The sequence below is a fragment of the Pantoea phytostimulans genome, from assembly GCF_046118715.1.
Lineage (GTDB): Bacteria > Pseudomonadota > Gammaproteobacteria > Enterobacterales > Enterobacteriaceae > Pantoea > Pantoea phytostimulans.
In genome coordinates this window covers 2,127,579-2,152,626 of record NZ_CP173698.1, presented here as the reverse complement: position 1 = coordinate 2,152,626, position 25,048 = coordinate 2,127,579, and the positions used below count along the sequence as shown (strand labels likewise).

25 protein-coding genes and 1 other RNA gene are annotated in these 25,048 nt (G+C 49.5%); 10 read left to right on the top strand and 16 right to left on the bottom strand.

Features of this window, described 5'->3' with window-relative positions; all coding sequences use genetic code 11:
- Positions 1-96: 96 nt before the first annotated feature.
- The 3 genes from mmuP to ACF2G4_RS09960 all read left to right on the top strand — a co-directional run bounded on the left by mmuP (position 97) and on the right by ACF2G4_RS09960 (position 2,954).
- On the top strand, positions 97-1,512 hold the full coding sequence (gene mmuP, locus ACF2G4_RS09970) for an S-methylmethionine permease (RefSeq protein WP_215845813.1): 1,416 nt from the start codon (positions 97-99) through the stop codon (positions 1,510-1,512).
- The gene (mmuM, locus tag ACF2G4_RS09965; protein ID WP_409074759.1) at positions 1,502-2,437 is read left to right on the top strand and encodes a homocysteine S-methyltransferase; all 936 of its coding nucleotides are present in this window, start codon (positions 1,502-1,504) and stop codon (positions 2,435-2,437) included. Before mmuP ends, mmuM begins: the two co-directional genes overlap by 11 nt.
- Positions 2,438-2,534: 97 nt before the next feature.
- Complete coding sequence (locus ACF2G4_RS09960) at positions 2,535-2,954, top strand: hypothetical protein (RefSeq protein ID WP_215845815.1); 420 nt, start codon at positions 2,535-2,537, stop codon at positions 2,952-2,954.
- Here ACF2G4_RS09960 and speG read toward each other — a convergent pair whose 3' ends face one another.
- From speG to ACF2G4_RS09925, 7 genes are all read right to left on the bottom strand, one after another.
- Positions 2,955-3,500 (bottom strand): spermidine N1-acetyltransferase, encoded by a 546-nt coding sequence (gene speG, locus ACF2G4_RS09955; protein WP_215845816.1) that lies wholly within the window; start codon positions 3,498-3,500, stop codon positions 2,955-2,957.
- Positions 3,501-3,633: 133 nt separating this feature from the next.
- On the bottom strand, positions 3,634-4,086 hold the full coding sequence (locus ACF2G4_RS09950; RefSeq protein WP_409074758.1) for a GNAT family N-acetyltransferase: 453 nt from the start codon (positions 4,084-4,086) through the stop codon (positions 3,634-3,636).
- Between the two features lie 65 nt (positions 4,087-4,151).
- A complete protein-coding gene (locus tag ACF2G4_RS09945; RefSeq protein ID WP_243077371.1) occupies positions 4,152-4,829 on the bottom strand; it encodes an ABC transporter ATP-binding protein in 678 nt (225 codons plus the stop codon).
- Positions 4,822-5,655: an ABC transporter ATP-binding protein gene (locus ACF2G4_RS09940; protein WP_243077372.1), complete on the bottom strand. Its 834-nt coding sequence runs from the start codon at positions 5,653-5,655 to the stop codon at positions 4,822-4,824. The genes ACF2G4_RS09945 and ACF2G4_RS09940 overlap by 8 nt, the downstream gene beginning before the upstream one ends.
- Positions 5,645-6,502, bottom strand: coding sequence for an ABC transporter permease (locus ACF2G4_RS09935; protein WP_409074757.1), 858 nt, complete (start codon positions 6,500-6,502; stop codon positions 5,645-5,647). The genes ACF2G4_RS09940 and ACF2G4_RS09935 overlap by 11 nt, the downstream gene beginning before the upstream one ends.
- A complete protein-coding gene (locus ACF2G4_RS09930; RefSeq protein WP_215845821.1) occupies positions 6,499-7,551 on the bottom strand; it encodes an ABC transporter permease in 1,053 nt (350 codons plus the stop codon). The genes ACF2G4_RS09935 and ACF2G4_RS09930 overlap by 4 nt, the downstream gene beginning before the upstream one ends.
- A complete protein-coding gene (locus tag ACF2G4_RS09925; protein ID WP_215845822.1) occupies positions 7,551-9,119 on the bottom strand; it encodes an ABC transporter substrate-binding protein in 1,569 nt (522 codons plus the stop codon). The genes ACF2G4_RS09930 and ACF2G4_RS09925 overlap by 1 nt, the downstream gene beginning before the upstream one ends.
- Positions 9,120-9,627: 508 nt before the next feature.
- On the opposite strand from ACF2G4_RS09925, the gene ACF2G4_RS09920 reads away from it, so the two are divergent.
- Positions 9,628-11,439 carry a CDP-glycerol glycerophosphotransferase family protein gene (locus ACF2G4_RS09920; protein ID WP_409074756.1) on the top strand — a complete coding sequence of 604 codons (1,812 nt, stop codon included), beginning with the start codon at positions 9,628-9,630 and terminating at the stop codon, positions 11,437-11,439.
- 189 nt (positions 11,440-11,628) lie between these two features.
- Positions 11,629-12,258, top strand: a complete 630-nt coding sequence (locus tag ACF2G4_RS09915) for a glutamate racemase (RefSeq protein WP_409074755.1) — start codon at positions 11,629-11,631, stop codon at positions 12,256-12,258.
- A 169-nt stretch (positions 12,259-12,427) separates the two neighbouring features.
- On the opposite strand, the gene ACF2G4_RS09910 is transcribed toward ACF2G4_RS09915, so the two are convergent.
- From ACF2G4_RS09910 to smpB, 3 genes are all read right to left on the bottom strand, one after another.
- Positions 12,428-13,282, bottom strand: coding sequence for a PA4780 family RIO1-like protein kinase (locus tag ACF2G4_RS09910; protein ID WP_215845823.1), 855 nt, complete (start codon positions 13,280-13,282; stop codon positions 12,428-12,430).
- Positions 13,283-13,575: 293 nt separating this feature from the next.
- Positions 13,576-13,938, bottom strand: a transfer-messenger RNA (tmRNA) gene (gene ssrA / locus ACF2G4_RS09905).
- A gap of 43 nt (positions 13,939-13,981) precedes the next feature.
- Positions 13,982-14,464, bottom strand: coding sequence for an SsrA-binding protein SmpB (smpB, locus tag ACF2G4_RS09900; protein ID WP_215845829.1), 483 nt, complete (start codon positions 14,462-14,464; stop codon positions 13,982-13,984).
- A gap of 158 nt (positions 14,465-14,622) precedes the next feature.
- Here smpB and ACF2G4_RS09895 point away from each other — a divergent pair, with 158 nt between their 5' ends.
- Both ACF2G4_RS09895 and ACF2G4_RS09890 read left to right on the top strand, forming a co-directional pair.
- Positions 14,623-15,057 carry a type II toxin-antitoxin system RatA family toxin gene (locus ACF2G4_RS09895; protein ID WP_215845830.1) on the top strand — a complete coding sequence of 145 codons (435 nt, stop codon included), beginning with the start codon at positions 14,623-14,625 and terminating at the stop codon, positions 15,055-15,057.
- Entirely contained in the window at positions 15,050-15,340 is a 291-nt protein-coding gene (locus ACF2G4_RS09890) for an RnfH family protein (protein WP_409074754.1), read from the top strand. Before ACF2G4_RS09895 ends, ACF2G4_RS09890 begins: the two co-directional genes overlap by 8 nt.
- 102 nt (positions 15,341-15,442) lie before the next feature.
- On the opposite strand, the gene bamE is transcribed toward ACF2G4_RS09890, so the two are convergent.
- From bamE to nadK, 3 genes are all read right to left on the bottom strand, one after another.
- Positions 15,443-15,790 carry an outer membrane protein assembly factor BamE gene (gene bamE / locus ACF2G4_RS09885; protein WP_215845832.1) on the bottom strand — a complete coding sequence of 116 codons (348 nt, stop codon included), beginning with the start codon at positions 15,788-15,790 and terminating at the stop codon, positions 15,443-15,445.
- Between the two features lie 187 nt (positions 15,791-15,977).
- Positions 15,978-17,639 carry a DNA repair protein RecN gene (gene recN / locus ACF2G4_RS09880; RefSeq protein ID WP_215845833.1) on the bottom strand — a complete coding sequence of 554 codons (1,662 nt, stop codon included), beginning with the start codon at positions 17,637-17,639 and terminating at the stop codon, positions 15,978-15,980.
- Between the two features lie 84 nt (positions 17,640-17,723).
- On the bottom strand, positions 17,724-18,602 hold the full coding sequence (gene nadK, locus ACF2G4_RS09875; RefSeq protein WP_243077376.1) for an NAD(+) kinase: 879 nt from the start codon (positions 18,600-18,602) through the stop codon (positions 17,724-17,726).
- A 122-nt stretch (positions 18,603-18,724) separates the two neighbouring features.
- Between nadK and grpE the strand changes: the two genes are divergently transcribed.
- Positions 18,725-19,306, top strand: coding sequence for a nucleotide exchange factor GrpE (grpE, locus tag ACF2G4_RS09870; RefSeq protein ID WP_215845835.1), 582 nt, complete (start codon positions 18,725-18,727; stop codon positions 19,304-19,306).
- Positions 19,307-19,363: 57 nt separating this feature from the next.
- On the opposite strand, the gene ung is transcribed toward grpE, so the two are convergent.
- Positions 19,364-20,044, bottom strand: a complete 681-nt coding sequence (gene ung / locus ACF2G4_RS09865; protein WP_409074753.1) for a uracil-DNA glycosylase — start codon at positions 20,042-20,044, stop codon at positions 19,364-19,366.
- Between the two features lie 260 nt (positions 20,045-20,304).
- Here ung and grcA point away from each other — a divergent pair, with 260 nt between their 5' ends.
- Positions 20,305-20,688 carry an autonomous glycyl radical cofactor GrcA gene (grcA, locus tag ACF2G4_RS09860; RefSeq protein WP_243077378.1) on the top strand — a complete coding sequence of 128 codons (384 nt, stop codon included), beginning with the start codon at positions 20,305-20,307 and terminating at the stop codon, positions 20,686-20,688.
- A 228-nt stretch (positions 20,689-20,916) separates the two neighbouring features.
- On the opposite strand, the gene srmB is transcribed toward grcA, so the two are convergent.
- Positions 20,917-22,245: an ATP-dependent RNA helicase SrmB gene (srmB, locus tag ACF2G4_RS09855; RefSeq protein ID WP_215845836.1), complete on the bottom strand. Its 1,329-nt coding sequence runs from the start codon at positions 22,243-22,245 to the stop codon at positions 20,917-20,919.
- Positions 22,246-22,408: 163 nt separating this feature from the next.
- Between srmB and trmN the strand changes: the two genes are divergently transcribed.
- The gene (trmN, locus tag ACF2G4_RS09850) at positions 22,409-23,158 is read left to right on the top strand and encodes a tRNA(1)(Val) (adenine(37)-N(6))-methyltransferase TrmN (protein WP_409074752.1); all 750 of its coding nucleotides are present in this window, start codon (positions 22,409-22,411) and stop codon (positions 23,156-23,158) included.
- On the opposite strand, the gene nadB is transcribed toward trmN, so the two are convergent.
- The gene (gene nadB / locus ACF2G4_RS09845) at positions 23,143-24,804 is read right to left on the bottom strand and encodes an L-aspartate oxidase (protein WP_243077380.1); all 1,662 of its coding nucleotides are present in this window, start codon (positions 24,802-24,804) and stop codon (positions 23,143-23,145) included. The two genes, trmN and nadB, sit on opposite strands and share 16 nt — an antisense overlap.
- Positions 24,805-25,048 lie beyond the last annotated feature (244 nt).

The window sequence follows — 25,048 nt, the reverse complement described above, 5'->3', positions numbered from 1 at the left end:
TGTCAAATCCTTACCTTTCATCACGTTGCAATTCCTGGCTGTGACGCGTATAACGCTGTTCGATATAGATGTTTAGACGTCCATACGGATAAAGTTATGAGCGAGCAAAATAATCCTTCACAGGATCCCTTCAAAAGAACCATGAAAGCGCGCCACCTGGTGATGCTATCGCTGGGCGGTGTAATCGGTACTGGGTTGTTTTTTAACACCGGCTACATCATTTCAACCACGGGCGCAGCAGGCACATTATTGGCCTATTTGATTGGCGCTTTCGTAGTTTGGCTGGTGATGGTGTGCCTTGGCGAACTGTCGGTGGCAATGCCCGAAACAGGCGCATTTCACGTTTACGCTGCGCGTTATCTTAGCCCGGCAACCGGTTATACCGTGGCCTGGCTTTACTGGCTGACCTGGACGGTGGCACTGGGTTCAAGCCTGACGGCCGCGGGTTTTTGCATGCAGTATTGGTTCCCGCAGGTGCCAGTCTGGATCTGGTGTTTAGTCTTCTGTATCGCCATTTATCTGTTGAATGTCATCTCAACTCGCTTCTTTGCGGAAGGAGAGTTCTGGTTCTCACTGATCAAAGTGATCACGATTATTGCTTTCATCATTCTTGGGGCGGGCGCGATGTTCGGCTTTATCCCGCTGAAAGATGGCACGGCCGCGCCGGGTTTGAGTAACCTCACCGCGCATGGCTGGTTGCCAAATGGCGTGTTACCCATTTTGATGACCATGGTTGCGGTAAACTTTGCTTTCTCCGGCACCGAGCTAATCGGTATTGCAGCGGGCGAAACGCAGAATCCCCAGAAAGTCCTGCCGTTGGCGATTCGCACCACCGTGGCGCGCCTGATCATCTTCTTCATCGGTACGGTGCTGGTGTTGGCGGCGCTGATTCCCATGGATCAGGCGGGCATTGTGAAAAGCCCCTTCGTGCTGGTTTTTGAGAAAATCGGTATTCCCTGGGCGGCGGATATCATCAACTTTGTGATCCTGACGGCGATCCTGTCAGCCGCCAATTCGGGACTTTACGCGTCAGGTCGTATGTTGTGGTCGCTGGCCAATGAGAACACGCTGCCGCGCGCCTTTGCCCGTGTAAATAAACGCGGTGTGCCGCTGTTCGCTATCACGATGAGTATGATTGGCGGGCTGTTAGCGCTGTTTTCCAGCGTGATTGCGCCAGACACGGTGTTCGTGGCGTTGTCAGCGATTTCCGGTTTTGCGGTGGTTGCAGTATGGCTGAGTATTTGCGCATCGCATTTCATGTTCCGCCGTCATCATCTCCAACAAGGCAAGTCGCTTAACGCGTTGGCTTACCGTGCACCGTTGTATCCGCTGACGCCGATTCTTGGCTTTCTGCTTTGCCTGATGGCCTGTATAGGTCTGGCATTCGATCCCACTCAACGCATCGCCTTATGGTGCGGCATTCCGTTTGTGCTGCTTTGCTATGGCGCATACCATATGACGCACAAAAATAAAAAATTCCCTGAGGCTGAGGAGGCCAACGATGTCGCTTAATCCTGTCGCGCAGGCGCTAACGGAATCTGAATCGCTGATTCTTGATGGCGCGCTGGCCACTGAACTGGAAGCGCGTGGCTGCAATCTGGCTGATGCGCTGTGGTCTGCCAAGGTATTAATGGAAAACCCTGAGCTGATTTATCAGGTGCATTATGACTATTTCGCTGCCGGGGCGCGCTGTGCGATTACCGCCAGTTATCAAGCGACGCCGCAGGGTTTCGCGGCGCGAGGTCTGGATGAAACACAATCGCTGGCGCTGATTACGCAAAGCGTTGAGCTGGCGAAACGTGCTCGTCAGGATTTTCTTGCGCAGCAAGGCGCGCACCAGACGCTGCTGGTGGCGGGATCAGTTGGGCCTTACGGCGCTTATCTGGCTGATGGCTCAGAGTATCGCGGTGATTACGCACTGCCCGAAGCGGAAATGATGGCGTTTCACCGGCCACGCGTGAAAGCGCTGCTGGAAGCGGGCGCGGATCTGCTGGCATGTGAAACCTTGCCTTCGTTTGCTGAAGCTCAGGCGCTGGTGAAGTTGCTGACGGAATTTCCTCACAGCGCGGCCTGGTTTTCATTCACGCTGCGGGATGCGGAACACATCAGCGATGGAACCCCGTTGAGCGAGGTCGTGGCCTATCTTGATGCACAGCCGCAAGTGGTGGCGTTGGGGATTAACTGCGTGGCACTGGAAAGCGTTACGCCTGCGCTGAAACAGCTTCAGGCGTTAACCGACAAACCGCTGGTGGTTTATCCCAATTCTGGCGAGCAATATGATGCCAGCAGCAAAACCTGGCACTCCGCGCCTTCGGGCTGCACCTTGCATGACAAATTGCCTGAATGGCAACACGCTGGCGCACGTCTCATTGGCGGTTGCTGCCGCACCTCACCGAAAGACATCGCGGCTATTGCGCACCGTTGTCAACCGCAATAAGGCAGCAGAATCGGGCGATGATAGCGCGATTGAGACGCGTGAAAAGGCGGGAAGGGCAGTTTAGACTGTGCTTCCTGACCTTTTAGTGGATCCCTTCATGAAACAGCGAATTCTGGCTTTGGCCGCTGCACTACTGCTTAGCGGTTGTGCCACCATTGTCGGCAACGAAACCCAATCGGTACGCATCGATTCCCTGCCGCAGGGCGCACGCTTCACGGTGCAGGATGAGAACGGCCGTGCGGTTGCTCAGGGATTCACGCCGCAAACCGTCGAGCTGGAAAAATCAACCGGCCGTTACTTCGGTAAAAAACATTATCTGCTGATGCTGGAAAGTCCTGGTTATGTGCCGGTGACGATGCCTATCGAGGCACGCGCCAACCTCTGGTATCTGTTAGGTAACATTCCGCTGGGCGGATTCCCTGGCTGGCTGCTGGTCGATCCTTTCTATGGCGGCATGTACAACCTTAAACCAGAGCATCCACGTCCGTTTATGAACCCGGTTGGCGCGCGCGGTTAATCACTGCGCGGTAGGTTGCAGCATGCCGCCTGGCGTTTTATGCTTTTCCAGATACTGGTGCTGGAAAATACACATGCGGATGGTGTTGCGGTATTCGCCGTTGATAAAGAATTCGTGCTTTAGCACGCCTTCAATCTCAAAACCCAGCTTGGTGTAGATGTGGATCGCTTTCTCGTTCTCCTGATCAACAATCAGATAGAGCTTGTAAAGATTAAGCACGGAAAAACCATAATCCATCGCCAGCTTAGCCGCCTGGCTGGCGAGACCTTTGCCCTGATGCGTAGGATCGATGATGATCTGAAACTCTGCGCGGCGGTGGACATGATTAATCTCAACCAACTCCACCAGCCCGGCTTTTTGCCCATCATGCTCAACCACAAAGCGACGTTCAGTTTGATCGTGAATGTGCTTGTTGTAGAGATCGTAAAGCTCAACAAACGCCTCATAAGGCTCTTCAAACCAGTAACGCATCACGCTGGCGTTGTTATCCAGTTGATGAACAAAGTGCAGATCTTCCCTTTCCAGCGGGCGTAATTTAACCGTCATTTTTCATTCCTTTTATGTCAACAATGCCGCGAGTATAGCCGTTACGGCTTCGCGTTTGCATGGAGGCGTTAAACCGCGACTTTCTCATCATTCAATCTGGCTATCGCACAGAGAAGCGGGGCGGAATGGCGTATTACAGCATTTTGCTGAGATAGACGCCGAGCGGGTCGTCGCCGTAAGGTGCAAAGGCTGCACAGCGTTGATAGCCCAGACGCTGGTAAAATCGCAGCGCGGCGTGATGATGTAGACCGGTTTCCAGCCTGAGTTGCTGTAAACCGACGTCACGCGCCTGCATTTCAATGTCGGCCATCAACTGTTCTGCCACACCTTGTCCACGCACCTCAGGTGCAACAAACAGACGTTTTAATTCACCAAAACCGTTTGGCTGAATCATTAACGACAAACATCCCACTGCGCGGCCTTGTGTATCACGCGCCATCAGCAGAATCAGCTCATCGTCTGCGAGCGCCGTGAGGTCGGTGCAATGTTGACTTTCGGGCGGGTAAAGGGCGTTTTGCCAGTGATCTAACGCGGCAATCAACGCTGCAGCGCAGGGTGAGAAGGGTTCTTGTTGAATCGAAAACACGTGGTCCTCAGCATTCCGTTTACGGGGATTTTACCCTACGACGAAATTGGACCACGCTTCAAGTACTACGCGCCGATCTGCTCAATGATGCGGCCCTGCGCCATGCGTACCGCGCTGTCGCACATGTGATCGATCACATCAGGATCGTGACTCACCAACACCATGGTTAAGCCATCCTGGCGTTTCAGATCGCTTAGCAAGTTAAGGATCTCAGCCTGTACCGACATATCGAGTGCCGACGTCGGCTCATCTAACAGCAGGATCTTCGGCTCAAGCAGCAGCGCACGTACAATCGCTACACGCTGACGTTGACCGCCTGAAAGCTGATGCGGATAGCGATCCGCCAATGCCGGATCCAGGCCAACATGGCGAAAGCCTTGATTGATACGATCGTCAATGTTGTCGCGCCTCAGCAATTTTAACGGCTCGGCAAGGGTACGACGCAGGCGGTGACGCGGATGCAGCGAGGCGTAGGGATCTTGAAAAACCATCTGTACGTCGCGACGCAATTCGCCGGTAAACGGTTTACCCGGCGCAACATCTTTACCCGCCAGCTGCATCTTGCCTTGCCAGTGCGGATTGAGTCCGGCCATAACCCACAGCAGCGACGATTTACCGCAGCCGGATGGGCCAACCAAACCAAAGCAGGCACCCGCTTCAACCTGGAGATTGACATCATGCACCACGGTACGCAGCTCGTAACCCTGCTTGTGCGCTACGCTCAGGTTCTGCAAATTAATCACGATTCACCTCCAGCGCAGCACGATCCAACACCGGCAGCGTTTGGCCATGCGTAGCTTTGCTCGGGCGGCACGACCACAAGGTGCGCGTATAAGGATGGGTGGCGTTAGGCAGCTCATTAGCCGGCAGCGTATCCAGCAGTTGGCCTTTGTACATCACCATCACGCGTTCGCAGTGCTCTGAAACCTGCTGAAGATCGTGGCTGATCAGCAACAAACCCATATTGCGCGCTTCGACTAAACCACGGATCAGCGCCAGCACTTGATCGCGCATAGCATGATCCAGTGCGGATGTCGGTTCATCAGCAATCAGGAAATCGGGATCGGTGATCAAGGCGATCGCCAGCATCACGCGCTGGCCCATGCCGCCAGAAAGCTGGTGAGGATAGTTTTGCATCAGTCGACGTGGATCAGGTAATCCCACTGCATTGAGCATTTCGCACACTTTCTCTTTACGCTCAGCGCGGCTGAGGCGGCGATGCAGCAGCAGCGGCTCCTCAACTTGCCAGCCGATTGTGCGGGTAGGATTGAGGGCATATTTCGGATCTTGCATCACCATCGCAACGCGGTTGCCGCGCAGCGTATTCCAGTCTCGCTCACGTAACTTCAGCGCGTTTTCTCCGGCTATTTGCAGCTGTTTTGCCTGTAAATGCAGAGCAGGGGAGAGTAGGCCCATCAAGGAGCGAGCAGTCAGGGATTTACCCGAGCCAGATTCGCCCACCAGCGCCACGCGCTCACGGCCAAGGGTAAAACTGATGTTATCTACCAGCAGCGCATCATCGCTACGAATAGTGAGCGACTCGGCATGAAGTAAGACATTATTTTGCATGTCGGGTATCCAGTCGGTCACGCAGGCCGTCGCCTGTCAGATTAAAAGCGAGGCTGGCGAACAGAATCGCGGCGCCCGGAGCGGCAGCAACCCACCATTGGTCGAAAATGACTTTACTGCCTTCCGCGACCATTGAACCCCATTCAGCCGTTGGCGGCTGTACGCCCATGCCGAGAAAGCCGAGGCCAGCAGCAGAAAGAATAATGCCGCCCAGACTCAGGGCCGCTCGCACCACCGCTGTCGGCATGCAAAGTGGCAGAATATGGCCAAACATCAGGCGGAAGCCGGTAATGCCCTGCATACGCGCGGCGGCAAGGTAATCACTGCGGCGCAGCGCCAGCGTTTCAGCACGAGCCTGGCGAGCAAACGGTGGCCAACTGGTCAGCGCCAGCGCCAGCGCGCCGTTCATTAACCCCGGCCCCATAATTGATACCAGCGCCAGTGCAATCACCAGATTGGGCAGCGACAGGAAGATATCGGTGATGCGCATCAGCACACGCTCCGTCCAGCCACCGACGTAACCTGCGGTGATGCCAATCAGCAGACCAACCGGGATGGTCAGAATCAAAATCAACGACACCAGCAGTAGCGTTGGACGCGCACCGTAAATCACGCGGGACAGCAAATCGCGACCAAAGCCGTCAGTGCCGAACCAGTGCAGCGCGGAAGGCGGCAGCAGGCGATTCGATATGGTTTGCAGGTTGGGATCGTAAGGCGAAAGCAGCGGAGCCAGCAGCGCCATCAGGATCAGGATCGCCACTAACGTCAGACCAATCGTTAATGAGGTGACGCGGCGTTGGCGGCGTCGAGGCCGCATAGTTTCAAGTTCAGAGAGTTGTTGCGTCATCGGGTTCTCGGATCGGTTAACCAGGTAAGGGCATCCGCCAGCGCATTAATTAAAATAAAGCAGCCGCCAATCAGTAATGTGGCACCCAGAATTGCGGGCACATCGCCGGAGAACAGCGCGTTGGTCATGTAGCGACCGACGCCAGGCCAGGCAAACACGGTTTCGGTTAGCACTGAACCTTCCAGCAGCGTGGCGTAGGAAAGGGCAATCACCGTGACCAGCGTGCCAAGTACGTTAGGAAAGATATGACGCAGCAGGATACGAACGCGTCCGGCACCTTTGGCGCGAGCCAGCGTCACATACTCTTTACTGCTCTCTTCCAGCAGTGCAGCACGCAACAGGCGTGTAATACCTGCCATCGCCAGCAGGCCCAAAATCACTACCGGCAACCATAAGTGCGCAATCGCATTACGGAACATCTCCGGCTCGCCCGACAGCCAGCTGTCGATCAACACAAAACCGGTTTTTGGCTCCAGAGTATAAACCCAGATATCATCCAGACGTCCCGGTCCGGCTGACCAATGCAGCACGGCGTAAAAGAGCAGCATGCCCAGCAGGCCAAGCCAGAACACTGGCACTGAATAGCCCAACAGTGAAATAAAGCGAGCGATGTTATCGATGATGCTGCCTGGCTTCCATGCCGCAAGTAACGCCAGGCTAACACCAAACACTACCGCGAAGATCATTGCGCAGCTGGCCAGTTCAATCGTCGCCGGGAAAGTCTGCATCAAATCATTGCTGACCGGCTGGTTAGTCAACCGTGACACACCCAGATCGCCCCGCGCCAGATGCTCAATGTAGTGCCAGAACTGCATTAATACTGGCTGATCCAGACCCAGCTCGTGGCGTACCTGCTCATAGGTCGCTTCGCTGGCGTGATCGCCCGCAATCTGCTGCACCGGATCGATCGGTGAAAGGTGCGACAACATAAAGGTGAAGGCGAGCAGGCCGAGCAACGTCACCAGCAGCGACAGCAAGCTGGTGGAAACGCGCCCGGCACGCTGCCAAAAATGCCGGGCGAACCCGGCAGAGTGGGCAGAATTTGCCATTACTTCGTAACCTGCGAGTAGTAAACCATGTCAGGGTTGATGCCCTGAACATAGCCTTTGAGGTTATCACGCAGAGCAATCAGGTTTTTCGCCTGCATACCAATCACATACGGCGAGTTCTTCAGCACTTCGCGCTGCATAGCTTCATATAATGCAACGCGCTTCGCTGGATCGCTTTCAGCGGTTGCGGCTAATACCTGCTTATTCAGTTCCGGGATATGCCAGTCTGATCGATAAGCCAGGGTTTTGCTGCCATCTTCCGGGTTATAAGCGTAAGAAGCGGCATTGGTGTTCGGATCGAAATAGTCGGAACCCCATGCATTGAGCGTAGCCTGGTATTGATGCGCTTTTACTTTAGTAGAGACTTCAGAGCTTAATCCCGGCACCACGTCCACTTTCACGCCGCCTTTGGCGAAGCTGCCTTGTAACGCTTGCGCGATATCAAGGTATGGCGGTTGATTGCTGGTAGAAAGCGTAAAGGAGACGTTGTTTAAACCCGCTTTTTTCAGAATCGCTTTGGCTTTTTCAGGATCATAGCTGTAGGGCGTATCGTTCAGCGCGCCGAGGAAACCTTTCGGCAGGAAAGTCTGATGCACATCAAACTGGCCTTTCAGCAAGTCATTGGCGATGCCGTTATAATCCCACAGGTAACGCGCTGCTTCCCAAAACGCCGGATTTTTCAGCGTATCATTGGCGCCTATATTGAACTGAATATAGTAAAGCGACGCCATTGGAATGGCTTCGGTCTTCACGCCAGCTTTACCTTTAAGTGAAGCAATCTGGTCAGCACCCAGGTTGCGGGCAATATCTGCATCACCTTGCTCCAGCAACAGACGGCGAGCAGCGGGTTCCGGTACGTTTTTAATTAAAATGTTTTTCAGCTTTGGCGCACCTGCAGGTGAGGTTGGATTGGCGCTCAGCAACACCACTTCATGCAGAACGACTTTGCGGATCTGGTAAGGGCCGCTGCCTGCTGAATGCGTTGCTAACCACTGATTACCGAAGTCACCATTCTTTGCATTCGCCATCACCGTTTTTTCATCAACAATGGATGAAACCGGCGCAGAAAGCAGGCTCAGAACGTATGTTGGGCTGACGTTAGCACTCCAGCTAATCTGAACATGATTGTCATCGACTTTCTTCAGGAAAGTATCAACGTTGTCTTTGTTCCAGCCGAGCTGGGTAAGAATAAAAGAAGGATCAAGGTTCAGCTTAACCACGCGACCCAACGAGAAGATCACATCTTCTGGACGCAGCGGATTGCCGCTGGCAAATTTCGCATCTTTACGCAGCTCAAACGTCATACTGCGATTGTCGCTGCCAGCTTGCCAGGAAGTGGCTAATGTCGGCTGCAGATCGATAGGATTTTGCGGATCAGACTGCACCAGACGTTGATAGATATTGGTAAAAGCCTGCACGGTGGTAAGTTCAAAACCTTTGGCCGGATCAAAACTGTCGGCATCATCAGTTGATTGAGCAATCACCAGCGTATCTTTTGGCGTGGCGGCATGGGCTGTGAAGGCTGCAGCCAGCGTCATTGCCAGCAGTGATGGAATTATTGTTTTCATGAAATTTCCTTGCCTAAAAAAAGTAACGCGAGTGTACGAAAGGGCCGAGACGAAGAATAGTCGAAAATAGGCTAATGATATGCAAAAAAGGTATAAGGATGACGATGCAGTTATAAGCGAGTGGGCAGACATTACGTTCAAACGCTACAAGCGTAATAGAGCCGAGAAAAAATGCATACTTCTGTTAGACATTCTTAGCGCATTAATAACATAAGCCGGTGGCAAGATTTTATTTTAAGGGGATTTATCGATCTTTTTTCAATCAGTTTGAGTAAACAGAAAAGTTTCGGATGTTTGCGTGAACGTATATTTAATAAGGGTGGTTAAAATAAAAAAATCGTGTTCCACTCTTTTAAGCGGTTGAATGGATTTGTCTTTTTTAATAGGGAGTTTAAGTTTTAACCCGCTTTGTCGCTTTAGTTGAATAGGCACGTTATTTCAGTGAGTAAGTCAGTATCAGGCTTGCCCGCAGGTGATGTTTATTAACTGTAAAAGATATGATGGTATTATGACGATGATAAACTGGCAGGTTATTGATAAATTTATATTAATAATACTTGATGGAGATCAAGGCCGCTGGGCGTTCCTCGCTGACCAATTGCGTGCTTTGGGGGTACCTGATGATAAAATTGTTCGTATTGAAACGCCATCAGGTGAATCTTCAGCTTGTCATCGGACTCAAGCACATATTAATGCAGTAGAGATGGCGCAAACGCAGGGTTGGCATAATGCTTTTATCATTGAGGATGATTTTTGTTTTAATGAGTGTGAAAGTAATTATGAAAATATAAATCGCTTTCTCAATGCGTTATCGAAGATAAAATGGAGCGTTGCGCTCTTCGCTGCAAATTACTATAAAGTCACGCCGGTTAAAACGGTTGATTATCTGGTCCGCGTTAATGTTGCGGGATCTGCCTGTGCCTACGTGGTTAATAAAGATTATTACACCTCGTTATTAACCAATTACCGCTGTGGATTACAAGCCTTGCTTCAGGGAAAAAGTGAGCAAGAGTATGCTTTAGACGTAAACTGGCACACAAGTATGCATCGGGATTTATGGCTAGGCATTTTTCCCACTAGCGGCAGCCCATTTACTGATAAAAGCATGAGCGAAAAGAGTGATTGTCGCTCGCAGTTTAACAAGCCATTACACGAAATCATCTCTCCTGCAAAATTATCACCTTCACCCTCTGGCCCAATCAAAGTGGACTTTTACTTCCAGTGGCCGCCAGGATGGACAAATTTTGAATCGGTGATTGATGCTATGCGCAGTAATCCCGCTTTTGATTGTCGTATTGTTGTTGTGCCCTATCTGAACTTCAACGCCACCGATCTAAAGGGTGATATCCAGCGCGGCATACTCAAAGAGCGGTCGCTCGATTACATTGGTTTCGAGGATTATTCGCTGGAGTCACGCCAGCCTGATGTCGTTTTCCTGCAGAATCCTTATGATGAAGCGAGGCCAGAAGCTTTTCGCAGCGAATATCTGTATCAGCGTGGCGTTAAAATTGCCTATATTCCTTATGCGCTCGATACAGGCATCGGTGAAGAAACCATGGTGTATCAATACAATTTGCTATGTCAAAATTTAGCGACATGGATTTTCTCTCGCTCCGAAAGACACAGAAAAGAGTTCGCGTCTCAATGCCATGCAGGTAATAAGCATGTCTATGTCACAGGGCATCCTAAATTTGATTATTACGATCGCCGTTATGGTTTTGATGAAGAGAATAAAACGAAGGGGAAGGTTAAAACGTTTCTATGGACACCGCATTTTATCCTGCCGGGAAACCGGAAGATGTACAGTACATTTAATATTTATCATGCGGCAATCATAAAACTGATTGAACGTGATGATGTTCATGTGATCATTCGTCCTCATCCTTTGCTAAAACAGTGGTTGAATGTGGCAAGTCAAAAGACTCAGGATAACTACAAAAAGCTCGTTGATATCTCAAAGACCCGGAGTAATGTTAGCTGGGATTTCAGTCATGATTATAAATCTTCATTCTCCCAATCTGATGCGCTTATTGCTGATATGGGATCTTTTTTACTTGAATACCTCCCCTCGAAAAAGCCCATTCTTTATCTAACCCATAAAACGTGTTACGGACTGAATAAAACCGCAGATTTTATTTATGATTCCTATGATGTGGCAAGGAATGAAAAGGATATTGCACGGTTTGTGGAAAATATTGTCAACGATCGCGATCCAATGCGGTTAAAACGTGAGGAGGTTTTACAGGCAGAGTTGCAAATAGATGATGTAACCGTAGGCGAGAAAATTACAAATATTATCTACCAGTCGTTAAGAGGTTAGGGGGTTAGTTTAGGCGTTAATAACGACAATAAAATTGATGTTCTAAATTAATCATTGGTATGGCTTTAATATTACGCTTGGTTAAAAAGCGTAAAGTTAACCTGATAATATTGTTGCAACTTTTGATGAAGTTGAATATCGTCCATTGATGTTTTACTGGCGTAACGCACTCAATGAATGGGAAATCTAATGGCTGTAGCCTGCTTACATACCGCCGCGAGTAATATCGCTATTTTTGACGACGCTGCCTGTAAACTCAACATTCCCGCTATTCATTTAAGTCATCTTGTCGTGCCGCACTGGTTGGCTGAAGCTGAGCGGGCAGGCGGATTGACGGTGGAACTAAAGCAGCAATTGGTCTCTTTTATTCAATCGATAATGCCTCATTTTGACGCCGTTTTGATCACCTGTTCAACGCTGGGTGCAGTAGCTGAAAATTTCCCTTGTTTGGAAAAGAGATGCGCAGTGTACCGAACCGATCAAATGTTGGCAGATGTATTAGGTGATCGTCCCGGAAAGTCGGTGGTGCTTTATGCCGCACCGTCTACATTAGCGACTACGACAGCCCTTTTTTGTCGAGATACGACACGGTTACAGCCTGAAGTACGACTGGTATCGGAAGCATGGCAGATCTTTAAATCAGGCGATCAAGATAGCTATCTTGCGTTAATAGCTGAAGCGATCAAAAAAGCATTAGATGAGGGAGCAGATAATGTTGCCCTGGCACAAGTCTCTATGGCACCAGCGATTAAAGCTTTTACGGGTGATGCTCGTGTATTAGCAAGCCCACATCTCAGTTTACAACGCTGCTTTGGCTAAAAGTTACTGTGGGTATCAAAGACAAAAAAGCCCGCTTTCACGGGCTTTTTTAAATGAGATAGCGTGATTCGACTGGAGCAGATTGCGTGTATTCAGCGTCTGGCTGCTTCTTTTTCCACGATTCTTTTCTGCTGCTAAAGCACCTCAGCGACGCATATCGCTCTGGCATTTATTCATCGTCTCGCTCTTTATTTGCGCGCTGCCGCTCATAAAATTCATCTTCCGCTGCAATGATTTCATCCATCAACGAATCCATATCCACTGTGTGATTTTCTTCGACGAAGAGACCTGTTAGTGGTGTTTCTGGCGTTAATTTTCCATCTTCATATAACAGCCAAATTTCTTTCGCATAACGCGTTTGCAGTAATTGCGGTGCGAACTGGCCATAATAAGCGGTGATGTTATTCACATCGCGTTCAAACATTGATTGAGCATGGTTGTTAGCAGCGGCATCTACCGCCTGCGGCAAGTCGATAATTACCGGGCCATTCGCATCGAGCAACACGTTAAATTCTGATAAGTCGCCATGTACGATGCCTACACACAACATGCGCACAATATTGCGAATCATGGTATCGAAATCAGCAATGGCACTTTCTTCTGTTAAGGTCACATCGCTAAGACGAGGAGCGACCATACCTTCAACATCCGTGACCAGCTCCATCAGTAACACGCCGTCGATACACATATAAGGCTGTGGTACGCGCACACCCGCGTTAGCCAGACGGAACAACGCATCGACCTCCGCCATTTGCCAGGACTCTTCTTGCTGCTTGCGTCCGAATTTGGAACCTTTTTGCATTGCACGGCTATTACGCGAATTACGGACTTTACGACCTTCCTGGTACTGCACGGCTTGCTTAAAGCTACGTTGCGTTGCTTCTTTGTACACTTTGGCACATTGGATTTTGTCACCACATAAGACAGTGTACACGTCTGCTTCTTTGCCGCTTTTTAGACGCTGGAGCACTTCGTCTATCAGGCCGTCATCGACCAGCGGTTGGATTCTGTTTGGGATTTTCATGCGGCTTTATACCTTATTTCAGCCGCTTTTCGTATCAATAACACAAACGATGATACTGGAAAAAATTGGCAGAGTTTGGACATTGGCTATCATTGGGTTTTCGTCGTTTCAGGCATCACGAAACAATCACATTTTACGAGGTACTTCTCAAGGTGTCTAAAAAGTTTGGATTTATTCAGGAAAATTCAGATTTCGCAGCGCTAATTTAAGACACAAAAAAGCCCGCAGGGCTTGCGCCGTGCGGGCTCTTAGGACTTCATCGGATGACTCTGGTAATCACCGATGGAGAATTTTGGTGGAGCTGGCGGGAGTTGAACCCGCGTCCGAAATTACTACACCGTCGGCACTACATGCTTAGTCCAGTCTTTACATTCGCCGGTCAGCTGCGAACGGACACGCCACTGACAAACTAGCCTGATAGGATTTAACGCTTCAACCCCAGGCAGGGCGTCCACGCGATCTCTTTTGGGTTTGACCTCTCTTGATCCCCGTCCTAAGAGCGGAGGCTAGGGAGAGAGGGCTCTAAGCAGGTTATTAAGCTGCTAGTGCGTAGTTTTCGTCGTTTGCGACTATTTTTTTGCGGCTTTTAACGAGGCAAACCGCCCCTCGGCATGCTCCTAAGGCTTCACAATCCCGTCGAATCCAGAATCAGCCCCAAGACTTCAAATACTAGCAAAAAATCGCATCGGAATCCAGCGTTTAACGGCGGGCGTTCTTCATGATGCGCGCTTTATCCATTTGCCATTCACGATCTTTAATATCCGAGCGTTTATCGTGCTCTTTTTTACCGCGAGCTACGCCAATTTTCAATTTACACCACGCGTTTTTCCAGTATAGCGACAAGGCTACGATGGTATAACCTTCGCGATTTACTCGGCCAAACAGCGAATCAAGTTCGCGCTGTTTCAACAGTAACTTGCGGGTGCGTGTTGGATCACAAACAACGTGACTTGACGCGACAGCTAAGGGTTGAAAGGTCGAGCCGAACAAGAAAGCTTCGCCATCGCGCAGCAAGATATAGCTCTCGCTGATGTTAGCTTTCCCAGCGCGGAGTGATTTAACTTCCCATCCTTGCAGCGACAAACCTGCTTCGAACTCTTCTTCGATGAAGTATTCGTGGCGGGCACGCTTGTTCATGGCAATTGTGGCAGAACCGGATTTGTGTGATTTTTTCTTTGTCATAGTGCTGAGTACTTTACATCACTTGGTCGGTTATCGCATCCCCAGTCCAGCGGGGCGTCAGGAAACAGGATATTCTAGCACACCCAAACACCGAGGAATTTTTGTTTAACCGCTGAAAATGCTATTATTTAGCGGTTTTGTGACGAACAGGAACCATTATGGCTCAGATTAGTCGTTCGGCGCTGGTGCCTTTCAGTGCCGGGCAGATGTACCAATTAGTAAATGATGTGGATGCATATCCCCAATTCCTGCCGGGTTGTACCGGTAGCCGCGTATTGGATGCGTCAGAGAATCAAATGACAGCGTCCGTCGATGTTTCGAAAGCGGGCATCAGCAAAACGTTTACCACGCTTAATACGCTGACAGACAATCAGAGCATCCACATGCAGCTGGTTGATGGGCCATTTCGTAAATTAACTGGCGGCTGGCGTTTTGTCTCATTAGGTGATGATGCCTGTAAAGTGGAATTAAGCCTGGAGTTTGAATTTACCAACATGCTGGTAGAGATGGCCTTTGGACGCATCTTCAAAGAGTTGGCTAATAGCATGGTTCAGGCTTTCACTCAGCGGGCCAAAGAGGTTTACAGTGCCTGATATCTCCGTTGAGGTGGTTTATGCACTGCCTGAAAAACAGTATCTGCGTTACGTTAAAGTAGAGCAGGGCAGCACGGTAGAACAGGCCATCGAAGCGTCAGGGTTACTGGAGTTGCGTAAGGAGATCGACCTTAGCAGTAATAAGGTGGGTATTTTTAGCCGTCCTGTAAAGCTAAGTGACAGCGTGGACGAAGGTGATCGTATTGAAATATACCGCCCGCTGATTGCCGATCCCAAAGAGTTGCGTCGGCAACGTGCTGAGCGGGCAAGCAGCAAAAAGTAAATCTATAACATCTTCTGCTCACCGCATGACTCTCTACAGGCACGAGCCAGCGAAATGAAAAAAGGCGCTAAATGCGCCTTTTTTATCATTCTTGATCCCACACTAACCGCGTTTTGGAGTCAGGTTCGGCTTGTTATCAATGTTAGTGAGTACGCCATTACCGTCGAAGTTAAGCGTCAGCGTCTGCTGTTTTACGCTTTCATGACCGGGTTCCTGACGGAAAACGTAATACCAGACATTGCTGCCAAACGGATCTTTCATCATTGGAGTACCCAGCGTGTAAGCAACTTGTTGCTGAGTCATGCCGGTATGAATCTTGGCCACATCATTAGCAACCAGGTAATTACCCTGATTGATATCCGGACGATAAACCACGCGCTCTAAAGTGGAACATCCGGCGGTCATCATTAACATTACCACTGCCGCGGCAGTCAGCGTTTTACAGCGCATTTATACATTCCTTTTCTGGGGCCAAACGCCTTTCAACAGGCTTTTTGTTGCCATCAAAATCTGAACTCTGCTTGCGGCAGGCTTTATTACTTTGGCGACATAAGGTGCCGATGATAATAAACCTTTTCGCTATTGGGAACCTCTACAGAGCATGCATATGACCGCGCTGTGTTAAAAAAGTGCCTTCTTAGGCCGCTAAAAGTTCTTTAGCGTTAGCAAGTGTATTGCGTGTGACTTCACTGCCGCCCAGTAAACGCGCCAGTTCTTGTAGGCGGGCTCGCTTATCCAGCGGCTGCATATGCGTTTCTGTCATCTCACCGTCCGTCTCTTTGCTAACGAAGAAATGTTGATGACCACAGCCCGCAACCTGCGGTAAATGCGTCACGCACATGACCTGAGTAGACTCGCCTAACTGGCGCAGCAGCTTGCCCACTACCGCGGCCGTAGGTCCGCTGATACCGACATCAACTTCATCGAAAATCATTGCCGGCGTTTCCATTTTCTTCGCGGTAATAACCTGAATGGCCAAGGCGATACGGGAAAGCTCACCGCCTGAGGCAACTTTACCCAATGGTTGCAAAGGTTGACCCGGGTTAGTCGTAACCTGGAAATCAACGCGACTGGCGCCGTCAGCTGTGAGCTGATCAGGATTAAACATCAGTTCAATAGTGAAGCGGCCATGCGGCATCGACAACATATGCATGCTTTGGGTGATCAACTGCTGCAATTCATTTGCGAACTTCAAACGCTGTTCATGCAATTGCTCAGCGCTGTGCAATGCAGCTTGATAGTGCTCAGTTACCAGAGTTTGCAAGCTCTCTTGATCACTCTCTTGCTGCGAAAGCAGCTCTGCTTCTGCCAACAACTGCTGATGAAATTCAGGTAAACCTTCAGGCGTGACATGATGTTTACGCGCTAACGCGATCTGCCGAGAAATGCGCATCTCTAATTCGTACAAGCGGTTTGGATCAAGATCCAGGCTGTCGCAGTAGTGACGCAATTCATCGCTGGCTTCGCTGAGCTGAATCGCTGCTTCTTCAAGCAAATTGAATACGCCACTGACTTTATCGTCGAGCGTAACCAGTTCTGACAACATCTGACGAGCGCTATAAAGCAGGCTGTTCAGATTGCTGTCATCACTGTCAGCCAACAGTTGTAAGGCCTGCTGGCTGGTTGAAAGAAGTTGACCGCTGTTAGCCAGGCGTTTGTACTCTTCATCAATCTGCTCATATTCACCCGCTTGCGGTGCAAACTCATTCAGCTCTTTCAACTGATACTGCAGTAGTTCGCGACGCGCTTCGCGTTCAAACGCCAGTTGCTGATGCTGTGCCAGTGTGCGACAGCTCTGATGCCAGGTTTGATAGTGGCTGCGCATGCGCTGTAGCAAATCGTCATGACCTGCATAAGCATCTAAAAGGTGTTTTTGATGATCGGCTTTGAGTAACAGCTGGTGAGCATGTTGACCATGAATTTGGATTAGCAACTGGCCGAGATCACGCAGTTGAGAAAGCGGGACAGCAGTACCATTAATGAAACCACGTGAACGGCCATCTGCGCTGATGATACGGCGAAGCAGACATTCGTTGCCATCATCAAGATCATTCTCTTCCAGCCAGCGCTGGGCTGAAGGTGATAACTTTAACTGGAAGCGGGCACATAAATCGGCCCGGCTGGCACCCTGACGTACCATGTCAGCCTCAGCACGGCCGCCAAGGCATAAACCCAGCGCATCAATGGCAATGGATTTACCTGCACCGGTTTCACCAGTGATTGCTGTCATACCGCGTTGAAAATCAATGTCGAGCTCACGAACGATAGCGAAATTACTGATGGTCAGTTGTGCCAGCATAGAATCACCTGTATGTAAAAACAGATATGGTTTTTCATACAGTATAAACTGGTTTTTTATCCAGTAAAGAGGGCACGCAATTTTTTAAAATAATTTTTTTGACCAGCCGAGTTTGGAGCTTAGCGTATTGAAATAGCTGTAATTTTTTGGATGGATTAGGTTAAGGTGATTCTCGCTACGCCTGATTAGAACATCTTCACCTTCCTGTATAGGCAAGGCAATTTGGCTGTCACAGCTGATTTCCAGGTCACTACGCCGTGATGAAAAACGTAATCGAATCGTACTGCTGCTGTTAATCACCAATGGACGCGCGGACAAGGTATGCGGAAACATAGGCACTAAAACAATGGCATCCAAAGAGGGAGTCAATATTGGGCCGCCGGCAGAAAGTGAATAGGCCGTTGAGCCGGTTGGCGTAGAAATAATTAAGCCATCTGAACGCTGCGAAAAGGCAAACACTTCGTCAATGTAGACTTCAAATTCAATCATATGTGCGACTTTGCCAGGATGAAGTACGACTTCATTTATCGCGCTACCAATACGTGGTGAACAGTCATGCCTGCAAACCTGCGCTTCCAGCAAAAAGCGGCTTTCGACAAAATAATTGCCCTGCAACACTTCATCTAATTGCTGTTGAGCATTATCAGGATCGAGATCGGTTAAAAAGCCTAAATTGCCGCGGTTAATACCAATCACTTTAATGTCATAACGCGCCAGTACACGCGCTGCGCCCAGCATGTTTCCATCACCGCCAACAACAACCGCAAGATCGGCTTGTTGACCGATTTCTGCAAGCGTACCGGTTTGCACATCATGCAGGGAAAGTTCCTGCGCGATCTGCTTCTCAACGATCACTTGATAACCTTTGGCTGTTAGCCAGCGCCAAAGCATTTCGTGGGTGGTTAGCGCTGTAGGATGACGTGGATGACCCACGATACCAATGCAGTTAAAGTGTTTGTTCATGTAATGGGTATTCCTTATAAGCTAAAACGGCAAGGCAATGTGATAGGTTCCCTTGAAACCGCCAAACCGATCCCCATAATAAGCCAACCAGCGAAATGAATGTGCAAAACGCGGAGAAATTCATGAGTAGTAAAGAACATAACACCCCTAACGAGCAAGTCTCAGACGAAATTGAGCAGGATCAGCAGCAACCACAGGACGCGGAGACAGCGGTTGAGGTGGATTCTCGTGATGAGCGTATCGCCCAACTTGAAGCCGAATTAGCGCAATCTCAGACCGGCGTTCGTGATGCGCAGCTGCGCGCGCAAGCAGAGATTGAGAATATTCGTCGTCGTGCTGAGATGGATGTAGAGAAGGCGCACAAGTTCGCGTTAGAAAAATTTGCTAACGAACTGCTGCCTGTTATCGACAGCCTTGAGCGTGCGATGGAAGTGGCTAATAAAGAAGATGAGAAGCTGGCGTCTATGATTGAAGGCATTGAACTGACGCTGAAATCCTTATTGGGTGCAGTACGTAAGTTTGGTGTAGAAGTCATTGGCGAAACGGGTGTGCCGTTTAATCCAGAAGTGCATCAAGCTATGTCAATGATGGAATCTGAAGATTTCGAACCGAATCACGTCATGTTAGTGATGCAGCGCGGCTATACCTTAAATGGTCGTCTGTTACGTCCGGCAATGGTTGCGGTAGCAAAAGCCAAAGGCTGAGTTTACGTCTGAAAATTGCTAGACGGCCGCGCATTGTCGCGGCCGTTTGCATTTGGCCTATTCAGGCAGAACAGGTGTCCAGTTAATGGGCGTTTTGCCTTCTTCAGTCAGAATCGCGTTGGTTTTAGAAAAGTGCTGACACCCAAAAAAACCACGATGTGCTGAAAGCGGGGAAGGGTGCGGAGCCTGTAAAACGTGATGGCGCTCGCGATCGATAATGCTGCCTTTTTTCTGCGCGTGAGAGCCCCAAAGTAAAAAGATCACACCTTCCCGATGTTGGTTGATGGCTGCAATGACATTATCCGTAAACGTTTCCCAGCCGAAACGCGCATGCGAATGCGCTTTTCCCGCTTCTACGGTTAAAACCGTATTCAGCAACATCACGCCTTGTTTAGCCCAGCTTTCGAGAAAGCCGTGATGGGGTTTTTGGAAGCCCTCAATATCTTGCTGCAACTCTTTATACATATTCTGTAGGGAAGGCGGGGTAGGAACGCCCGGCAACACTGAAAAAGCCAGACCATGCGCCTGGTTTGGGCCGTGATAAGGATCCTGTCCTAGAATAACAACCTTAATATCATCCAGTTCAGTTAAGCGAAACGCATTAAAAACATCTTTTTGGGGAGGATAAACAGTTACCCCTGCAGCACGCTCATTGGCAACAAGTTTTAAGGTTTCAACGAAGTAAGGTTTCTCTTTCTCTTCTGCCAGCACATCATGCCAGCTCAGCTTTTCAGCCATGTTTAGCTCCTTCAAAAATCGATGTCTTAAGCTTAGCTGTTCTCGCTAAAGAGCAGAAGGGTAAAAATATTTTAAAAAGACAACAAATGTTGATCAGTGTTGTTCAGATAAATCAATAAGATAATAAAAACGATTTTTTTTGCCCCGATGAGATTGATGCAGGTCAAATCTTCATCACTTCAACAATGCTATACCAACGCCTCTATTTGATTTCTTCACCAGATTGGCAATAGTCAATGCAATGCCTTGGAGGCTCAATCATGATTACTGGTATCCAGATTACTCAGGCTAACAATCCACAACTTCTCAACTCTTTCTGGCTGCTGGACGATGAGAAAGCAGAAGCGCGTTGCCTGTGCGCGAAAGGGGATTATGTAGAAGATCAGGTTGTAGCGGTGAAAGAGCTGGGTGAAATTGCGTATCGTGAAGTGCCATTGGAAATGAAGCCGCAGGTTCGCGTGGAAGGGGGGCAGCACTTAAATGTGAATGTGCTAAGCCGTGAAACGCTGGAGGATGCAGTTAAACACCCAGAGAACTATCCGCAGTTAACCATTCGTGTTTCAGGTTATGCGGTACGCTTTAATGCACTGACACCTGAACAGCAGCGTGACGTGATTACCCGCACTTTTACTGAAAGTTTGTAATAACGGCGTTCCGGCGCTTTTGAATCACCGGTAGGAAAAAGAGACAAGACTCACACAGTATGTTTTCTTTTTATAATTATAAAGATAGGAAGAAATAACACCTTTCAGCATGAGTGAAAATTAACTTTATACTCATCAGAGCTTAGTTTCATCTCCAACGCGTTATTAATCGTTATATAAACAAAAAAATCGCCTTTTTAAGAGGCGATTTTTTGTCTGGGTGTCGATTTATTCAGCTTTACCGGTGGTTGCTGCTTCACCGCTCGGCTTGCGGCGTTTGCCGACGTTTTTCATGTCACGATGACGTTTCTTCACACGTGGCTTTTCAACTTCTTTATCTTTGTTCTCAGAGCGCTTCGCAAGCACCTTTTTCGACGGTTTACCTGTCGCTTTTGCACTTGGTGCTCGCGTAGTTGGACGTAACTCATCGATGGTGCGAATCTTTATCGGCTCATTGACATAGCGGGTGATTTTACCCAGCAAGATATGGTCATGCGCTTCAACTAACGATATCGCGATACCTTTACGGCCCGCACGGGCGGTACGGCCAATGCGGTGTAAATAGGTGTCGGCGGTGCGTGGCATATCAAAGTTGATGACGTGACTGACGTCATCAATATCGATACCACGCGCGGCCACATCGGTCGCGACTAACACATTAATTCGGCCATCTACCAAGCGTTTCAGCGCTTCAGTACGCTTAGCCTGCACCATCTCACCTTCAAGATAGCTGCTACGAATCCCTGCATCATGTAACCAGCTAACCAGCTCGTGTAAACGTTCACGCTTACGAACAAAAACAATGGTACGCGTAGCTTCTGGCTGCTTTAACAGATGAACAAGCAGCTTGGTTTTATGCTCGAGATCATCAGCGCGGTAATACCACTGCTGAATTTTTTTACGCTCGCGACGGCTTGGATCGGCTTCAAGCTCAACCGGATCGTTAAGCAGACGCTCAGCAAAATCTTTGATGTTCTCGCCTTCCAGCGTTGCGGAAAACAGCATCGTCTGTTTGCGCCAACGCGTTTCAGCGGCGATGGTTTCGATATCCTGCGCAAAACCCATGTCCAGCATGCGGTCGGCTTCATCAAGAATCAGCGTTTCTACGGCGCGGCAATCAAAGTTCTCTTCTTTGATGTACTGCAACAGGCGTCCGGTCGTGGCAACGACGACGTCCTGATTCTCGCTGAAGACTTCAGCATGGTTCATGTAGGCGACGCCGCCGGTAATGGTCGCGATGTCGAGATGAGTATGTTTAGCCAGTTCACGCGCTTGATCGGCAACCTGCATGGCCAGTTCACGCGTTGGCGTGAGGATCAAAATGCGCGGTGGGCCTGATTTTTTACGTGGAAAGTCGAGCAGATGCTGCAACGCCGGTAGCAAAAATGCGGCGGTTTTCCCGGTCCCGGTAGGTGCCGAACCCAGAACGTCGCGGCCCTCCAGAGCGGGCGGAATAGCAGCAGCCTGGATCACTGTTGGGCGCGTGTAGCCTTTTTCCTGCAGTGCTTCTAGCAGGCTTTCGTCAAGTTCGAGTTCGGAGAATGTGGTTACTGTCATGGTCTACCTCAGTTTGGGGCGCTGATTATAGACAGATCAAACATAATCTTCATCTGTTAATCCGCATCCTCTGCGTCCGGCATCGTCTGTTACGTGAATTCCACTACACGTCACGTTACACTGATGCGCTGTCGTACGGCAGAAAAATCAATGGTAGCAGAGAATGATGCAGGACAAACCGCCTGGGCGGCCCCAGTTAAAAAAGAATGGTTTTACCTTTAAACAGTTTTTTGTTGCACACGATCGCTGTGCAATGAAAGTGGGCACTGATGGCATTTTATTAGGTGCATGGTCGCCCATTGCCAATGTAAAACGCATTTTAGATATCGGTAGCGGAAGCGGACTTATTGCGCTGATGCTGGCTCAACGCACGCCGGAAACCGTTCATATTGATGCGGTTGAACTGGATAGCCAGGCGGCACAGCAAGCACGCGAAAATATTCAACCGTCACCCTGGTCAACACGCATTCATGTTCACCCGCAAGATATTGCCTCGTGGGCTGAAAACAGCGATCAACGTTATTCATTAATCGTCAGTAATCCACCTTATTTTGCGCCTGGCATTGCGTGCTCAAGTCCCGAACGTGACAGTGCGCGCTCGACCGCGACGCTCGATCATCAAACATTATTGCGTAGCGCAGCGTTACTCATCGAAGAAGATGGCTTTTTTTGTGTAGTGCTGCCAGAAACGGTGGGGCAAGACTTTAGCGCGTTAGCGCTGGCTGATGGCTGGCATTTACGTTTCCGCCTTGACGTGGCGGAATACGCAGAACGTCCGCCACATCGTGTACTGCTCGCTTTTTCGCCCAGCCCAGGCGAAACGTTACTTGAACGCCTCGCTATCCGCGCTAAGGACACCCATTACTCAGAAGATTGGTGCGGCTTAACGCGTGACTTCTATTTGTTTATGTAAGCATCGGGAGCCAGTATCGTTGGCAAGGCTTCCGGCAGTAGATCAGGGTAATCGAGAGTGAAGTGCAGGCCGCGGCTCTCTTTTCGCTCCAACGCACAGCGCACCATGAGATCCGCGACCTGCACCAGATTACGTAACTCTAATAAGTTATTGGATAGCCGGAAGTGAGCGTAATATTCATTAATTTCTTGCTGCAGCAAATTAATGCGGCGAAGCGCTCGCTCCAGCCGTTTAGTGGAACGGACAATCCCCATGTAATCCCACATAAATAACCGTAATTCATGCCAGTTGTGTTGAATCACAACGCGCTCGTCGGCGTCGTCCACTCGACTTTCATCCCACGCTGGCAACGTATCCACGAGGCTAATTTCAGGCAGCGTACGGATTAAATCTTCCGCTGCAGACCAGCCATAAACCAGACATTCCAGCAACGAGTTTGAGGCCATGCGGTTAGCGCCGTGTAAGCCGGTATAACTGACTTCACCGATAGCATATAAGCCGTTTACATCGGTACGACCTTGTTGGTCAACCATGACGCCGCCGCATGTGTAATGCGCCGCCGGTACTACCGGTATGGGGTCTTTAGTTAAGTCAAAACCGAAGGTCAGCAACTTCTCATAAATCATGGGAAAATGAGCGCGGATAAACTCTTCAGGCTGATGGCTTATATCAAGATACATACAATCTACGCCTAATCGCTTCATTTCATGATCGATTGCGCGTGCCACCACATCACGCGGCGCTAATTCTCCGCGCTGATCAAAGTCAGGCATAAAACGAGTGCCATCTGCACGAACCAGTCGAGCACCTTCACCGCGCAGCGCTTCTGTGAGCAAAAAATTTTGCGCTTGTGGATGAAACAAGCAGGTCGGGTGAAACTGATTGAATTCAAGGTTAGCCACGCGGCTACCGGCGCGCCAGGCCATGGCAATGCCATCGCCAGAAGCAATATCTGGGTTAGTCGTGTATTGATAGACTTTTGCTGCGCCACCTGTCGCCAGAACCACCGCTCGTGCGCAGCAGGTTTCAACTTGTTCGCGATTACGGTTCCAAATCCAGGCACCTACGACCCGACGTGGCCCTGGCAAGCCAAGTTTATCGGAAAGTATGAGGTCAACGGCATTGGTACGTTCGAGTATGCGAATATTAGGATGGTTTAGCGCCTGGCTAACTAAAGTCGTTTCGACTTCACGTCCGGTAGCATCAGCGCTATGTAAAATGCGGCGGTGGCTGTGCCCGCCTTCTTGGGTCAGGTGGTAACGCATATCACCTGCAGCCTGCGGATCGAGATCAAAGGCAACGCCATTATCAATCAGCCATTGCACACAATGACGGGCATTGTTGGCGATAAACGAGACCGCGTTGCGGTCACATAATCCTGCGCCAGCAATTAATGTATCTTCAATATGAGAATCGATACTGTCATTTTCATCAAAGACTGCGGCAATGCCGCCCTGAGCATACAGCGTAGACCCTTCATTCACCTGCGCTTTGCTCAATACGGTGACGTTGTACTGCTGAGCTAAACGCAGCGCCAGGGATAAGCCTGCAGCGCCACTGCCTACGATCATGACATCGCACTGATAATCTGGAAGTGAGTGAGTTTTCATAGTGTTTAATTTACTAAACAAGGATGGGCCGAGCATAAGCTTTATGTCGATTTCTGTGAAGTATTTTGAACAAATTATCGACTCTAAAATCTCCTTTTTAAAATATATAGTTTCTTATCAGCGAGTTAGTACACGCATGGTTTAAAAAGTGTTTTTTATACCAAACATAGATGTGGGTAAGGATTTAAAGATGAAAAAGCCGTTGTCATGGGTTACTCTGCCAGCGATTTGCGCTCCTTACATTGAACGATAAACAACAAGCTGCATGATCTGCAGCGGA